General features: G+C 42.8%; 15 protein-coding genes. 9 read left to right on the forward strand and 6 right to left on the reverse strand.

The genetic code is table 11. From position 1 onward, the window contains the following. Window positions 1–3: 3 nt before the first annotated feature. Window positions 4–633, reverse strand: coding sequence for a DUF47 domain-containing protein (locus AC1DXF_RS20910; RefSeq protein ID WP_477450645.1), 630 nt, complete (start codon window positions 631–633; stop codon window positions 4–6). 289 nt (window positions 634–922) lie between these two features. Here AC1DXF_RS20910 and AC1DXF_RS20915 point away from each other — a divergent pair, with 289 nt between their 5' ends. Together AC1DXF_RS20915 and AC1DXF_RS20920 are read left to right on the forward strand one after the other, a co-directional pair. Next, window positions 923–1,126: a hypothetical protein gene (locus tag AC1DXF_RS20915; protein WP_477450646.1), complete on the forward strand. Its 204-nt coding sequence runs from the start codon at window positions 923–925 to the stop codon at window positions 1,124–1,126. 211 nt (window positions 1,127–1,337) lie between these two features. Further along, entirely contained in the window at window positions 1,338–3,716 is a 2,379-nt protein-coding gene (locus AC1DXF_RS20920) for a carboxypeptidase regulatory-like domain-containing protein (RefSeq protein WP_477450647.1), read from the forward strand. A gap of 95 nt (window positions 3,717–3,811) precedes the next feature. Here the strand turns inward: AC1DXF_RS20920 and AC1DXF_RS20925 are convergent, their stop codons facing one another. Beyond that, window positions 3,812–3,967 carry a hypothetical protein gene (locus tag AC1DXF_RS20925; protein WP_477450648.1) on the reverse strand — a complete coding sequence of 52 codons (156 nt, stop codon included), beginning with the start codon at window positions 3,965–3,967 and terminating at the stop codon, window positions 3,812–3,814. 116 nt (window positions 3,968–4,083) lie between these two features. Here AC1DXF_RS20925 and AC1DXF_RS20930 point away from each other — a divergent pair, with 116 nt between their 5' ends. The 6 genes from AC1DXF_RS20930 to AC1DXF_RS20955 all read left to right on the forward strand — a co-directional run bounded on the left by AC1DXF_RS20930 (window position 4,084) and on the right by AC1DXF_RS20955 (window position 10,981). Beyond that, on the forward strand, window positions 4,084–4,599 hold the full coding sequence (locus tag AC1DXF_RS20930; RefSeq protein WP_477450649.1) for a DUF2911 domain-containing protein: 516 nt from the start codon (window positions 4,084–4,086) through the stop codon (window positions 4,597–4,599). A 127-nt stretch (window positions 4,600–4,726) separates the two neighbouring features. Next, on the forward strand, window positions 4,727–5,818 hold the full coding sequence (locus tag AC1DXF_RS20935) for a DUF3810 domain-containing protein (protein ID WP_477450650.1): 1,092 nt from the start codon (window positions 4,727–4,729) through the stop codon (window positions 5,816–5,818). Window positions 5,819–6,408: 590 nt separating this feature from the next. After that, window positions 6,409–8,601: a penicillin acylase family protein gene (locus AC1DXF_RS20940; RefSeq protein ID WP_477450651.1), complete on the forward strand. Its 2,193-nt coding sequence runs from the start codon at window positions 6,409–6,411 to the stop codon at window positions 8,599–8,601. Window positions 8,602–8,642: 41 nt separating this feature from the next. Further along, window positions 8,643–9,131, forward strand: coding sequence for a hypothetical protein (locus AC1DXF_RS20945; RefSeq protein ID WP_477450652.1), 489 nt, complete (start codon window positions 8,643–8,645; stop codon window positions 9,129–9,131). 168 nt (window positions 9,132–9,299) lie between these two features. Continuing rightward, window positions 9,300–10,283 carry a sugar phosphate isomerase/epimerase family protein gene (locus AC1DXF_RS20950; protein WP_477450653.1) on the forward strand — a complete coding sequence of 328 codons (984 nt, stop codon included), beginning with the start codon at window positions 9,300–9,302 and terminating at the stop codon, window positions 10,281–10,283. A gap of 29 nt (window positions 10,284–10,312) precedes the next feature. After that, entirely contained in the window at window positions 10,313–10,981 is a 669-nt protein-coding gene (locus tag AC1DXF_RS20955; protein WP_477450654.1) for a DUF4291 domain-containing protein, read from the forward strand. Window positions 10,982–10,990: 9 nt separating this feature from the next. Here AC1DXF_RS20955 and AC1DXF_RS20960 read toward each other — a convergent pair whose 3' ends face one another. Then, a complete protein-coding gene (locus AC1DXF_RS20960) occupies window positions 10,991–11,686 on the reverse strand; it encodes a hypothetical protein (RefSeq protein WP_477450655.1) in 696 nt (231 codons plus the stop codon). 203 nt (window positions 11,687–11,889) lie between these two features. On the opposite strand from AC1DXF_RS20960, the gene AC1DXF_RS20965 reads away from it, so the two are divergent. Further along, on the forward strand, window positions 11,890–12,321 hold the full coding sequence (locus tag AC1DXF_RS20965; RefSeq protein ID WP_477450656.1) for a DoxX family protein: 432 nt from the start codon (window positions 11,890–11,892) through the stop codon (window positions 12,319–12,321). Window positions 12,322–12,438: 117 nt separating this feature from the next. On the opposite strand, the gene AC1DXF_RS20970 is transcribed toward AC1DXF_RS20965, so the two are convergent. From AC1DXF_RS20970 to AC1DXF_RS20980, 3 genes are all read right to left on the reverse strand, one after another. Continuing rightward, complete coding sequence (locus AC1DXF_RS20970) at window positions 12,439–12,714, reverse strand: UBP-type zinc finger domain-containing protein (RefSeq protein ID WP_477450657.1); 276 nt, start codon at window positions 12,712–12,714, stop codon at window positions 12,439–12,441. Window positions 12,715–12,723: 9 nt separating this feature from the next. Then, window positions 12,724–14,385, reverse strand: a complete 1,662-nt coding sequence (locus tag AC1DXF_RS20975) for an FAD-dependent oxidoreductase (RefSeq protein WP_477450658.1) — start codon at window positions 14,383–14,385, stop codon at window positions 12,724–12,726. Between the two features lie 196 nt (window positions 14,386–14,581). Continuing rightward, window positions 14,582–15,982: an ATP-binding protein gene (locus AC1DXF_RS20980; protein ID WP_477450659.1), complete on the reverse strand. Its 1,401-nt coding sequence runs from the start codon at window positions 15,980–15,982 to the stop codon at window positions 14,582–14,584. Between the last annotated feature and the right edge of the window lie 59 nt (window positions 15,983–16,041).

Consider the following 16,041-nt stretch of genomic DNA (forward strand, 5'->3'; position numbering starts at 1 on the left):
CCTTTAGCCGTTTTTTATCAAAATGCTTTCAATAATCAGTGTGGCATCTTCGCAGCTATCAGTTGCTGTTTCCATCGCCATAAATACATCTGTATATTTTATAAGTTGTATGGCATCGGTTTCGGTGGCCAGTAAATCGGCAAATGCTTCGTTGTAAACGGTATCGGCCTGGTATTCCAGTTGTTTAATACTGTTACAGATTTCGAAAATATGTGCCGAATTACCCAGATTATTCATGGCTTTAACTGCACTTTCAAGCGCTTTGGCGGTTTGCAGGATAAGATCAGCAAGGCTGATAATTGGAGGGGTTATTTTAGGCACATCGTACAGGTTTATCCTGCGCGATGCCATAGCTATACTATCCGCCACGTCATCAATCGCCGCTGCAAGTTCGCACATATCTTTGCGCTGAAAAGGAGATATAAGCGTACGCCCCGATTCGGTAAATACCTGGTGTGTAATTTCGTAACTTTTTGTTTTTAGCTTATCAATGTGTGTAAACTGAAATTTTTGCTCGTAGGTATCAGTGGAGTTCACCGCGGTATTAAGCAGGGTTGCCATTTGAGTGGCATTGTCAACCGCCCGGTTAAATAAATCATAAAAAACCTGGTTTGAGTTGGGGAATATCGACATCTATTGAAATTTTTTATGATACTTTTTAAGTAAAAATCAATTTAACAGTGTGTATACTAACTATTTAGTATCTGCTGGCTGTTTTTATTTTCGTGGCTAAATGTAACCATTAATTTGCAGCTCTAGGTCACGAAATTGTTAATCCAATGTTAATTAAATGTTATCAAATTATTGATGCTGTATCTGGCCGTTAAATAAATTTCACCGTAAAAAAATGCTATGTAACATTTACTGTTTTTTAAAACAATAACAACGTAATGCATATTACATTAATATTAAGTAAACCGTTATGAAACCCGCTGATAAACATTATAAATTCATAAACAGTAAAACTGGTTATGCAATTTATTATCACTCCCTAAGCAGCGACCTCAACGCCACAGAGATCAAAAATCAACTGCAGGACGTTAAAGCCCGTGTGGCCATACAAAATGGTATTTACCTGGAAACTGTATATTGGGAAGAGATAAAGGAAAATGCCGAAGTGCAGTAGTAGAGTCAAGAAGCAAGAATCAAGAATCAAGAAAAAAATTGGAACGTAGATTATCCGATTTCAATAAAACATTGGCCCACGAAGAAAATATTTAGGTTTGAGCATTTTGCGCTTATCTTGATTCTTGACTCTTATTTTATTTGTTTTGTGCTGTTAATTGAGGTATATTTAATCACCAATTTAAATCACCTCTATTTAAACACCTTCCCGCATGAAAAAGATAGTGCCTGCACTTTTTTGCGCCTTATATTTTTGTGTACCCGCGTTTTCGCAGGATGCCAAAACACCGCTTTCGTTAGACGGAATAGTCTCACGTCTGCAAACCTTATCAACCACAAAAGCTACCGAAAAAGTTTATCTACACTTTGACAGAACAACATACAACGCCGGCGATACCACTTTTTTTAAAGCCTATCTTACACTTGGCGAGCAACACCAGCCATCAAAGTTAAGCGGCGTATTGCATGCCGACCTGGTGAACCCCAACGATTCTTTGGTAAAATATATAACATTGCAGGTTAACAACGGCCTGGCCTGGGGCGATTTTGCTTTGCCAAACAGCCTGCCAAGGGGCCTTTATCACATAAAGGCTTATACCCAATGGATGCTGAACAGCGCCGACCCTAATGTTTTTGACCAGCCTATTATAATTAACAGCCCCGTATCGCAAACGCGTACACTATCAGCTCAGCAAACTAAAATTGCCAATAAGTACGATATTCAGTTTTTTCCGGAGGGCGGGACCTTTGTAAATGACATTCCAGCTAAACTTGCCTTTAAGGCTATTGACCATAACGGCATAGGGACCAATATTAAGGGCGTAATTGTTGACAACCTGAATACCGAAGTAACCAAATTTGAAACCAGGCACCTGGGGATGGGTATTATTAACATAACCCCTGTTGAAGGCAGAACCTATAAAGCCAAACTTACCTATGCCGATGGTACCAGCGCTGCGGTTGATTTGCCAAAGGCCGACGAAAAGGGCATGACACTGCTTGTAAACAATACCAACCCCGATAAGCTATTAATAGAAATTAACGCCAACCGGGCCTATTACCAGGCCAATAAAAACAAAGAAATTGGTATTACCATTTATTCGGGTGGCGGGGCTGTACGATCGGTAAAAACAGCTTTGGATGGTCAGGTGCTTGATCTTAACCTGGGTAAAAAAGACTTTCAGACGGGCATAGTACGGGTTACCCTGTTTTCGCAGGCTGGTGAGCCGATGAATGAGCGGCTTTCATTTATTCAGAATGATGATCTTATTAATTTGCAAACGACGGTAAATAAACCATCGTACACAACCAGGGAAAAGGTACATCTTACGCTGAATGCCAAAAAGGACGATAAACCGGTTGTGGGTTATTTTTCTGCATCGGTAGTTGATGCCGCAAAAATACCCGTGGAGGAAACTGCCGAAACTACCATTTTAACCCACCTGCTGCTCACATCGGATTTAAAAGGCTTTGTTGAGCAGCCCAATTATTATTTTAATCACGTTACCAATGATACCCGCGCCGATTTGGATATACTGATGCTTACCCAGGGCTACCGCAGGTTTGAATGGAAACAACTGCTTGGCAACGATAATGCTACCGCATTAACATATCCTGTTGAAAAAGGCCTGGATATATCGGGTACTGTTAAAACCAATAGCGGGGCACCTGTTGCTAATGGCAACATCACCCTGCTTACTCAAAATGGCGGCAGTATGCTAACCCAGGTTACCGATGCCAATGGCAGGTTTACCTTCCCCAGCCTGGCTTATACAGATAATACGGCTTTTGTAATCCAGGCTAAAACCAGCGAAGGGAAAAGCAATACACAGATTATTATGGATCAACCCAAGGAGCCGGCATTGGTTGCTGATAATAAACGCTTAGCAGGCAGCGTTGATTCCGGAGAGGGCGATAGAAAGCCGGCCCCGGCGGCGGTATATATGGCAGATGCAAGCGGCAAACTATTAAAGGAAGTAGTGGTAAAGGATAAATTTTTAGACTCGCACACCAATACAATTACCGAATTTAATGATCAATCGGGCCTCGGCCGTAGCCTGGAAGGCCGCCTGCCTGGCGTTTCATTAATTAACGGGGTACCTTATTTGCGCGAAAGGGTGGGGATTTCGGAAGCGGGCCCTATGATGGTAATCATAGATGGTATGCAAGGCGGTTCGGTACCTGATTTAAATGTATCGGACGTGGAGAGTGTTAAAATGCTAAAAAATGTTGATGCGGCAATTTATGGACTACAGGGATCAAACGGTGTTTTGTTAATCACAACAAAAAAGAATAAAGGTTTGCCGGTAAATAAAAAGCTATCGCCGGGCATTATTACTTATGCACCGAAAGGCTTTTATAAAGCCCGTACATTTTATTCGCCTGTTTATGGCGCATCGGTTAGGCCGGGTAAAAAAACCGATGATCGTGTTACCATTTACTGGAACCCTGATGTAGTTACTGATAAAGATGGCATGGCCTCATTGGATTTTTATAATGCCGATGGCAAAGGCAATTACAGGGTAATAGTTGAAGGTATTGATGATAACGGCAATGTAGGCCGCAGCGTTTATACTTATAAAGTTGAGTAGTGAGTAGTGAGTAGTGAGTAGTGAGTAGTGAGTAGTGTGTAGTGTGTAGTGTGTAGTGTGAGTAGGATTATGTTAAATAGTTAAAACAATCTTCGTCAAATCGACTTTTCCACACTGACCACTGACCACTGACCACTGACCACTGACCACTGACCACTGACCACTGACCACTGACCACTGACCACTGACCACTGACCACTGACCACTGACCACTGACCGCTGACCACTGACCGCTGACCGCTGATTATCAATGGTTTTTAGTTATCAGAACATTTTTATAAATAATGGCGGCGTTTATTTAAATTATGAATTGCTACCCAACAAAATTTCATCCTATATTTATACCAAATAAATTATGAGAAATACTATGAAAACATCTTTTCAACTTAAAGCAGCATTTGTTTTTGCATTTGCCTTATTTTTAAGCAGCCTGGCATTTGCCCAGAACAAGCCGGCGAGCCCGCCTGACAGTACAAGCGCTACAGTTGCCGGTTCGCTAATTAAAATCAAATACGGCAGTCCATATGTAAAAGGCCGCAAAATATTGGGCGAATTGGTGCCATTTGATAAAGTATGGCGCGCCGGTGCCGATTCGGCAACCAGCTTTACAACCAGTAAAGCAATTAAGGTTGAAGGTAAAACGCTTCCGGCCGGCAGGTATGCTTTTTTTGTAATTCCATCTGCAAGTGGTACATGGACAATTATCTTTGATAAAAACCCTAAGCAATGGGGCGCTTACACGTATAAACAGGAGAACGACCAGCTGCGTGTAACCGTTAAAGGTAAAACCGGACCAAAAGCCGAAAGTCTTGCTTATACTATAACGCCAAAAGGCTTCAACCTAAAATGGGATACCTTTGTGGTGCCGGTATCTATTAAATAAATATTTAATTTAATCCGAATACAAAAGGGGCTCCTGTTGAGGGGCTTTTTTTGTATTCGGGGATAACAATTCAAACTTAAAGGCAAAGCTTTATTATCTTGCCTGTGTTAATACCTATGGATACCTAATGCGTAATTACTTCAGCAAAAGCCCGCTTCTTAAAAGGATACTAGCCATTTTGGTTTTGGCCCTTGCCATCTTTTTGCTAATGCTGCTGGCAGGCCATCCCGCCTTGGTCGAGCGCTATTATTCGCAGGGATTTTATAAAATAGTTTGCTGGATTTTTCACCCTGTTTTTAATTTATTCCCTTTTAGCGTAGGTGATTTACTTTATAGCGCGGTTATTGTTGTTTTAATTGTGGCTATAGCCAGGATGATAAAGCTGTTGTTTAAAAAGCAGTTTAAAAAGGCAGGGATGCATTTGTTGGGCTGGATAATAAGCTTCCAGGTAACTATTGTGGCTTTTTATTTGTTTTGGGGGATGAATTATTTCAGGCCATCGGCTGCAGATCGCCTTAATTTAAGGGACACTACATTTACCACGGCCGATTTGAAAGCCGTAACCAAACTGTTGATAGATAGCGCCAACACGTGCCGCGCCAGGGTTACAGCGGCCGACCTGGCTCAAAGCAATAGCGTCATTTATCAAGCCGCGGTAAATGCTGTCAATGCGCTCTCGGCCGATTCTGTCAATTTTCGCGCTTTTCATCCTGCCATAAAGCCATCCATGATCACGTTCCTGATGAATTATATAGGAACATCCGGCTACTACAACCCGTTTACTTCCGAAGCGCAGATCAACTACGCTATGCCCATATTTAACAGGCCGTTTGTAGCTTGTCATGAAATGTCGCACCAGGTAGGTTACGGGGCCGAAGATGAAGCTGATTTTGCCGGGTTTATCATCGGCATAAAATCAAAAGACCGCCTGCTGCGCTACTCTGCCTATCATTTAGCGGTTGATGAGTTTATGCATACCCTGCGCCGGCGCGACACCGTAGCCCATAAAGAACTAAAAGCAATGATATCCAAACAGGTACACCAGGATTTTGTAACTGAACGTGCCTATTGGATAGCCTACGAAACGCAGCTTAGCTGGATAAGCAGTATTTTTTACGATAATTTCCTGAAAGCCAACAACCAACCCCACGGCCTCGGAACATACAACCAAATGGTGTTATTGGTAATGGCGTGGGAGAAGGGTTCATTGGTTCATTAGTTCATTGGTTCATTGGTCTTTGCTGGTGGTATTATAGCAGTTTAGTTCATTAGTTCACTGGTTCATTAGTTCATTGGTCTTTGCAGGTGGTATTATAGCTGGTAATTATCAGGATAAACTGCTTTCACCAACGAGCAGATAAGCTGGAATATGTCATGGAATTTTGAAGGTGGCTGCTTTGAAAGCTAATTATGGGTTTTAATCCGCCATCCACCAATGAACTAATGAACCAGTGAACCAATAAACTAAATAAAAAATGCGTTCCGTATCTCACCCCGGAACGCACTGCAATATCATTTCTCACGTGATATTGTATCAACTAAACCTCAGATCTCATTTAAGATGATTAATCCAAGCTCTTATATTTACCGATGTAATAACCGATAAACAATTTTTTTATTATATTGTGTCAGCAGCTTTTAAACAACTTTATATTTAACCTCGCTTGAATAAATTACGAATAATTTAAAGCAAACGAAGATACAATATAAATATTGCGTTTAAAAGCTCAAATTTACCTCATATTATTAATAAGTGTCTATCTAACGTTACTTTATTTACTTAGATGTCCAGGTAAAATATTTGTTACCATGAAATTGAATTTAATCTTTATTTTATTGTTTTCTCCTGTGTTTGTATTTTCTCAAAAAATTAACCGGCAGGAAATAAAACGAGCGATAAATCTGGCCAAATCAGTAACTATTATCCGCGATAATTATGGCGTGCCACATATTTATGGAAAAACTGATGCCGGTGTAGTTTTTGGATTGATGTACTCGCAGTGCGAAGATAATTTTAAAGGGATAGAACGCAATTACCTTTACCAGTTTGGCAAACAAACCGAAGTGGACGGCGAAAGCAGTTTGGCTACAGATATCCAACTACAATTAATTGCCGATAGTGCAGATGCAATCAAAGATTATAAAACAAGCGCCCCGGCGTTCAGAAAACTATTGGATGCCTTTGCCGATGGTATAAATTATTACCTGTACAAACATCCCGAAGTAAAGCCCAAAGTATTTAAACGTTTTGAGCCCTGGTACGCACTGATGTTTACCGATGGAAGCGTAGCCGCCACCGAAACAGGGGGGATTAAACTGGATGAAACAAAGGAGTTTTATATAAACGGCGGCGATAAACTGGGGTATATTCCAAACAGGCCCGGCAGGGCTTATGAATTTGTAAACGAACGCGAAACCGGATCGAACGGGTTTGCTATCTCCCCATCGCGGTCGGCATCGGGCCATGCTTTATTATATATCAACCCGCATGTGCCCTTTTATTTCCGCAGCGAGGTGGAGCTGGTGAGCGAAGAAGGTTTGCACGCCTACGGTGCAGTAACCTGGGGACAGTTTTTTATATACCAGGGTTTTAATAAACACTGTGGATGGATGCATACCAGCAGCTATGCCGATGTAGCCGACCTGTATGCCGAAAAAATGGTAAAAAAAGACGGCAAATGGTTTTATGAATACAATGGTGCACTTAAACCGGTTACAGAGCGTAAACTGGTTGTCAATATTAAAAAAGGCGATAAGCTTGAACAGAAGACGATAACCGGATACTATACCCACCATGGCCCTGTAGTGGGTAGCCGGGATGGCAAATGGCTGGCGCTGAAGGCCAATAACCGCTCATATAATGCGCTGTTAGAATCATGGCAGATAAACAAAGCAAATAACCTGGCCGAATACAAAAAAGCCATGGACCTGGTATCAAATGCTACCAACGCCACTGTTTATGCCGATGACAAAGGCAACACCATTTTTTGGTATGGCAATTATATCCCCAAACGCGACCCCAAATATGACTGGAGCTTACCCGTTGACGGCAGCACACCCGCTACCGAATGGCAAGGTGTGCACCGGTTAAAAGAAATTGTTACCACGATAAACCCTGCCACGGGGTGGATTCAAAACTGTAATTCTACCCCTTATACGGATGCCGGTGCAGGCAGTCCGGATAAAAGTAAATACCCGGCTTATATGGCGCCCGATGGCGAGAATTACCGTGCTGTGACGGCCATTAAAATATTGAAGGATGCCAGGCATCTGACCCTTGACGGCCTCATTGCAAAAGGATACGACCATTACCTGGCTGCCTTTGACGATCTACTGTCCGCCTTATTTAAAGCCTATGGCAGTGCGCCCGACTCGTCAAAGAGCACATTATCAGCGCCAATAGCGATATTGAAGCAATGGGATAGGAATACGGCTGTCAATTCGGTAGCAAGCTCGCTGGCCATTGAATGGGGTACGGCCATGCTGAAATTACTCCCTCCGCCCAAAACCGACCAGGAAAGTACTTTTATTACCCAGCGTATTAAAACACTGGCTAATGCAACTCCTGGCAAGCAGCAGCTGGAGATTTTAAACGCGGTTATGAAAAACCTGCAAAGTCGTTTTGGCACCTGGCAGGTGCCCTGGGGTGATATGAACCGTTACCAGCGCCCGGCCGATGGCATAACGTTTGATGATAAGCTGCCAAGTATTCCGGTGGGTTTAACGGGATCTGGGTTTGGGCAATTGCCATCGTTCCAGAGCCGTACGGTAAATACATTGAAACGGTATGGTTACTCGGGCAATAGTTTTGTTGCCGCGGTGGAGTTTGGCCCGAAGATAAAGGCCAAAAGTATAATGACCGGCGGCCAATCATTTGACGCCACATCTAAAAACTTTACCGACCAGGCACAGGGGATTATTGAGGGTAAGTTTAAAGATGTATTATTTTACCGCGAGGATGTGTTGAAGCATGTTCAAAGAAGCTATCATCCGGGCAATTAAATTGGTTGCAGAAAAAAGTATATTTGAATTCGATAATTAAAATGAGAAAGTTCCTGTTTGTAGCGTTATTATGTTTTTGCAGCGCCAACCTGTTTGGCCAAAGCATAACAGTTAATGACCTTACCAATTTAACCAACCTAACAAATGCCGATGCACACAAATACCTGGTTTTGGCTAAAGGCTTTAAAAAGGCCTATACCCAGGAGGTTGATGGCAATACCATTGAGCGTTTAAGTAAAACCGACGCCGAAAAAAAACAAGAATCGGTAGATATTGGAGTAGCTTTGAAATTAAGCAGCGGGGCCATACTGCGTACCGTAACCTATAAAACAGCACACCCCGAACAGATTTTTCATTTAATATCACAGGCAAAAAAACAAGGTTTGCCCATGAAGTTCCAGGGAGCCGATACGATAAATAACATTTACCAGTTTGACAACGACTTTTTTCATATCGTGATGTATATCAATCGGGATAATACCGCGGGCTATGTTGAGGTTAAGCAAAAGGAATATGTTGGTTTCGATTGATAAATACATTTTGCCTTAAGTTATCGTGACTGAACAAAGTCGATACGTAAGATATAAACCAATTTTTCTATGATTTCGGGCTTAATACTTCCGGCTTGATACTCCCGCAACTCTTCTTCTGAAATTCCATCTGGCTTTGGTATATTGCCATACCAATTTATAAAGCTTATGGAAAACATCAGCCGCAAAAAGTTTATCGCTGCAGCTACAATGGCAACCGCCGGTATGGCATTGGGTTTAAACGCCAAAGGATTATCGATGCCCGGAAGCTTAAATAGTGCTTATGCAGGCCATACATCCCCCGGAAAAGTTAAAGTAAGCATTTTCTCCAAGCATTTGCATTGGCTCAATTACGCTGATATGGCCTCATTGGCGGCAGATATGGGCTTTGATGGGGTAGACCTGACAGTAAGACCCGGAGGGCATGTATTGCCGGAGAATGTGGCTGCCGACCTGCCAAAAGTAGTCGCGGCGGTTGAGCAGGCAGGTTTAAAAGTTTATACCATTGTAACCAACATTAAATCGCCAGATGAAAAATACACCCATGATATTTTAAAAGCGGCATCTGCGTTGGGAATTAAGTATTACCGTATGGCCTGGCTGGATTATAATAAAGGCATCAGTATTCCCGAAAACCTGGAGGCGATAAACAAACAGTTTAAAGCACTTGAGGCCCTTAATAAGCAATATAACATACATGGCGCTTATCAAAACCATTCGGGCGAGTTATTTGGCGCCTCGGTTTGGGACCTTTGGCTGGGAATGGAGGGAACCAATCCTGATTTTATAGGCTGCCGGTATGATGTGCGGCACGCCACTACCGAAGGAGCCGATACCTGGCCTACATCTATCCAAACACTTATCCCTCGGATTAAAACCACCAATGTGAAAGATTTTTACTGGGACAAAAAAGATGGAAAATGGCAGGTAAAAAGTGTGCCTTTGGGCGAGGGCATGGTGGATTTTTCAAAATATTTTCGTATATTAAAGGAGCAAAAAATAAACGGCCCTATGAGCCTGCACTGCGAATATGAACTTGGCGGCGCACAGGATGGCGCTAAACAATTAACTATAAGCAGGGAAGCGTTTACAACTGCTGTAAAAAAAGACCTGGCCACCTTAAGAGGTTGGTTGAAGGAATATGATCTGTAAGGATCAAAATATGAATATATAATACATTAATGAATACCAATTTAACAAAAAACAATCTGCTACACATCACTACCGAATTATACCGGGATAGTATCCAAAGATTGCCCAAAACCGGCCAGCATTTATTAGGCCACCAAACCGAAAACCTTATTGTTGTTTACCAGGCTTATAATCGTAACATCGCCGATTTTGCAGTAAAAAACCAGTACCTGGGCGGTAACCATTATAGTTATAGCCGGATGTCGTGGATAAAACCCAATTTTTTATGGATGATGTACCGTTGCGGCTGGGCCGAAAAGGAAAACCAGGAAAGAGTGCTTGCCCTTTGGATTCAAAAGACGGATTTAGAGAAAATCCTGGGCGAAGCAGCCATATCTTCATTTAACCCTAAATATTACCAAAGCCACGAACAATGGAAAAATGATCTGGATCAAAAGGACGTGCGCTTGCAATGGGACCCCGATCATGACCCGTACGGAAATAAACTACAGCGCCGTGCTATTCAATTGGGTTTAAAAGGGAAAATGCTGGAAGATTTTGGCAAACATCAAATCAGGAAAATTGAAGATGTAACAGATTTTGTAAAACAGCAGAAACAGCTGCTTGATAATGGCGGCCTTGATAATTTGATGGTGCCATTTGAGACCAAATTTGAAGCAAGCGATCCTGTATTAAATGACCGAGTGGGGATTGAATAAATAGGATACTCATCTGTCGAAAAATGACAATACACGCTTACCGATAGTTCGCTTAGTTTTTACTTCGGTAAAATTTCCTAATAAATAAACAGGCAGCTTTTTAAGTGACCTTGTTTGCGCAATGATGTCCTGGATTTTATTAATAAATGGCTCGAGTTCATCCATGCAGCTTAGTATGCTTATCACGACTTTTTGTCGTTCGAATTCATAATCATATTGATGTTTTTTTTCTCGGATTTCATCTAAAAGCCTCTTTGACTTGGGTAAATTACCTGTTAAACCATATAATATTGCCAAATTATATTTATTCCACAACTCTTTGCTACCCGACTTCTTTACTGTTTCGATAGCGGTTCCAATATCGCTGAAATCGGTTTCCAGCTTTTTGGTTTTTTTTATGGCGAAATTGCAAAAGTCAATAACTACCTCAGTGTACTGATCTTCATTTTTGGCTTCGAGAAATTCCTTTTGCCTATAATCGTAAGAGAACGAAAAATGTTGCTGCGGATAAAAGTTGAGATCTACACCAACATTCAAATAAGTGCCCTTGCCGAACCCCGAAGGCTGAAATTCAATTACGATGGTATACCAGCCATGATCCTTCAGAAAAGTTCTTGATGTTCCTTTTTGAATAATACCGTAGGTGCTCAATCGTTGTTTTGCTATTTTTTTGAGTAGTTTATTATGATCGAAATTTATATCCATCGCACATTTTTGTAATAATACAACAGTTAGTCAATTTAATAAGTTGATTTTAAATGACCTATGATTATATCTCGAAAAAAAACAATTTGCAATTATAACAAGTTTGTTACTATATTTATATAGTGCAAGCAAGCCGCTTTGATCTCCAATGAGCCGCTTGCCCAACAAAACCAATTATACTTTAAAAAAATAAGGAGGCTGTCATGAGCGTAGTTCATAAAATTGAACACTGGGGCGATACGCATCACCCTAAATTTCTTGATGTTGTACGTATTGCGCTTGGCGTATTTTTATTGTTGAAAGGCATTGCCTTTATGGAAAACACAGCCTACCTGCGCGACCTTATTGACAGCCAGGATGTTGTAGATCTATCGCCCGGTGTATTGATGGTTTTGGTTTATTACGTAACGTTTGCCCACATGATTGGCGGCATCCTGATAACCCTTGGTATATTTACCCGGCTGGCATCTCTTATCCAGATCCCCATTGTGTTGGGAGCTGTGTTTGTAACCGGCATTTTCCGGGAACCCATAAATACCCTTGAATGGCCATCCGTAACCGCATTAATCCTCCTGTCGGTGTTCACCATCATAGGCTCAGGCCCAATTTCGCTGGATAGGTACCTGGAAGGATAGTTTTAGGGTTCGTGGTTTCGGGATCGTGTTGCGGGGTTCCAGGTTCGTGTGTTGCCCGATGTACCCAGCGGCGGACAATTCGGCAACACACGAACCACGCTCCCCACAACTCGAACCTCAATACCCCACCACCGCTTTATCCACATAGCACCATAACCATCTTTCGCCGGGTTCGGCCGAGATCACGACCGGGTGGCCGGTGGCTTCAAAATGCTTGGTCATGTGGGTATTGGGCGAGCTATCGCAGCACAGCGTTATGCCACAGGTTTGGCAGGTACGCAGATGCATCCATGATGAATGTGTTTTAATGCATTCTTCGCACAGGTAATCCTTTGGTTGTTTAATATCGGTAACTGCCGCCAGGTGCTGGCATATTTCGTCGTCGTTTTGCATGTTGTGTTGTTAAACTTCAGCTAAATATTTGTGAACAAAACTAATTGCCATTGAACCTTCGCCCACGGCAGATGCTACCCTGTTCATGGCCCCGGCGCGTACATCGCCGGCGGCAAAAATACCTGAACAGCTGGTTTCCAGTAAAAACGGATCGCGCTTAAGCTTCCATACTTTGTTAAAGTTTTCATAGCTGCGCAGCTCGCGTCCGGTTTCAATAAAATCCTTGTTGTTTTTTATAATGTCGAGTTTAATCCAATCGGTATAGGGCTTAGCACCAATGAAGATATATAGGGCAGCAGCCTTATTGGTAAAAGTTTCTTGCGTTATACAGTTTTTTAAGGTTAATTTTTCAAGGCAGTTGCCGCCGTGTGCTTCTACAATCTCGGTATTGCCCAGCACTTCAATGTTGGGCGTTTCGCTGATTTGTGTAATCAGGTATGCAGACATGGTTGCCACCAAATCTTCCCGCCTGATCACAATGTGCACCTTGGTGGCGTATTTTGAAAGGTGCATGGCCGCCTGTCCGGCCGAGTTGCCACCGCCAATCACATAAACATCTTTGCCTGTACAAGCCGAGGCTTCGGTAGTGGCAGCGCCATAATAAATGCCGGCGCCGGTAAAGTTTTCAACGCCTTTAACCTCCAGTTTGCGGTAATCAACGCCGGTAGTTATCACTACGGTACGGCTTATAATTTCGGGTCCGTCATCTAAAATAATGGTTTTGTAGCCATCTTTTTGTTTGATATCATTAACCGATTGCGGCGATAAAAATTCGGCGCCCAAACGCATGGCCTGTGTAATGGCGCGGCGGGTAAGGTCGGCACCGCTCAGGCCTGCCGGGAAACCCAGGTAATTCTCAATCCGCGAACTGGTGCCTGCTTGTCCGCCCGGAGCTTTACGCTCAATCAGCAAGGTCTTTAAACCTTCGGATGCGCCATAAACCGCTGCGGCAAGGCCGGCGGGGCCGGCGCCTATAATCACCACATCATAAACATCAGTTAATGTTTGGGTGTTTTTTTCCAGCTTGGCTGCTATGCCTTGTATTGATGGTTTTTGCAGGTAGCTGCCATCCTCAAAAAACACCATAGGCAGGCAATCTGTAGATAGGTTGTTTAAAGCCAACAAGCTTCCTGCATCAACATTTTTTTCGATATCAAGCCAGCGATAGGGGATAAGGTTGCCGGCCAGGTAATCTTTTATCACATGCGATTGCGGCGAAAACTGGTATCCAACCAGTTTGATGCCTACAAACTCGGGAATATAACTGTTATGCCAGTCTGCAAGCAAATCATTTATTACCGGGTAAAGTTTTTCTTCCGGCGGATCCCATGGTTTCATGAGGTAATAATCCAGCTGCACATCGTTGATGGCTTTTATGGCCGCCTCAGTATCGCTGTATGCCGTAAGTAATACACGTTTGGCATCAGGAAATACTTTTTTTGCTTTTTCTAAAAATTTAACGCCTTCCATTTCGGGCATGCGCTGGTCACAAAGAAACAGGGCCACTACATCCGAACCATTCTTAAGTTCGGTAAGCGTTTCCAGTGCTTCCTGTGCCGATGTTGTACTTAATATTTTGTACTCTTTGCCGTACTGTGATCGCAAATCACGGCTAATAGACCGTAGTACCTGCTGATCATCATCAATTGAAAATATAATAGGTCGATTCATAGGGTTTGCTACAGGTAATAATTAAAAAGAATCAAGACATTAGATTCAAGAATCAAGAAAGAAGACAATGATAACCTAATCTAAACTTTTTTTTAATAAAGAAACGGTCGGCAGAATATTAATTCTTGTGTTTTCGCTTATCTTGATTCTTATATCTTGACTTGATGTTTAATGCTTTAACTAAAAAAATGTTTTGCTACCCGTCAATCAGGAAACAAACATTAAATACTGTACAACCGGGCGTCGATTTTACTTTGATCGATCCGCGGTGTTGTTTTACAATCCGTTGCACCACTTCAAGCCCCATGCCGGTACCCTTGCCCATCTCTTTAGTGGTAAAAAACGGATCGAAGATCTGGCTTTGGATATCCTCGGGGATGCCGGGGCCATCGTCGATAATAAAAACTTCCACAAATTCCCGGTCGCGCCGGGTTTTAATGGTCAGGATGCCTTTGCCCGCCGGTGCCATGGCATCAAGGGCGTTATCAATAAGGTTTGTCCAAACCTGGTTAAGTTCGCCAATCAGCGCTTTTACTTCGGGCAAAGTTCGGTCAAAATCTTCAACAACGGTAATATTTCCTTTACGAATTTTGTACCCCAGCATGGTAAGCGTATTGGTAATACCAATATGGATATCGGCATACTGCTTATCCTGCCCGCGGTCCATGTGCGTAAAGGTTTTAACCGAGCTTACCAGTTCGGCTATCCGCTTGGATGACTCCTGGATATCCTGGATCATTTTTTCGGCCACCAGCTTGTTGCTCATCCAGTTAAGGATGGTCGACAAAAACTGTTTTGGGATATAACTTTTTAAAGCGTCGAGGTTTTCTAACGTAAAATTGAAATCAACAAAGCTTTCGGCTATTTCATAACTGTTTTCTATCTCGTTTTCGTCAAGCCATTCTCCAATTTCGTCTTCCCTCTGCGTGCGTTGCTTAAGGCTCAGGCGTGTTCCCTCTTTTGCCCCAAGCACTTTAAACATTTCGCCGGTTACACCATCAACCTGTTCGGGGGTCATTTTGATGGCAAACATGCCTTTTACGGCATCGGGCGCTAACTGTAAATGCTTGCTTAGTGATGTGGAATCGCGTACAATGGCCGATGCCGGGTTATTGAGCTCGTGGGCCAGCCCGGCGGATAGTTTGCCCAGGGCCATCATTTTTTCATTTTGCTGCTGCAGGGCTGTAAAGTCGCGCACGCGGTTGGTCATGATGTGCACTAACGCCTGGGTAAGCTCAAAATGATTTTTGATCATTTCATTGATCCGCTCGGTACGGAAGCTCAATATATGTAATTCGCCAATTGCTTCGGCATAGCCTTTTGAAATGAGGCCCCGCGAAAACGGAAGGTACCCTGTTATACTTCCAGGCCCGGCGGCAACAAAATCGCGGCGGCCGCGGCTCTGCAACATGTAAAAACGCATGCTGCCTTCAACAATAATATGCGGCCCGGTGGCGGGGGTACCAGGCTCATTAAGCAGCGTACCATCTTCAATAATTTTGTATTCACTGTTATCTATCAGCCATTGCAGCTGATCATCCGGGACATGCTCTAAAGCTTCGAGCGATTTAAGCCAGGATACTGTTACCTCTTGCATAAAATAAAATTAGGGATTATTATTTAATGCGGGAGAATGGGAAAGAAAAAATTGCAATA

The organism is Mucilaginibacter sp. P2_A5 (assembly GCF_056404995.1).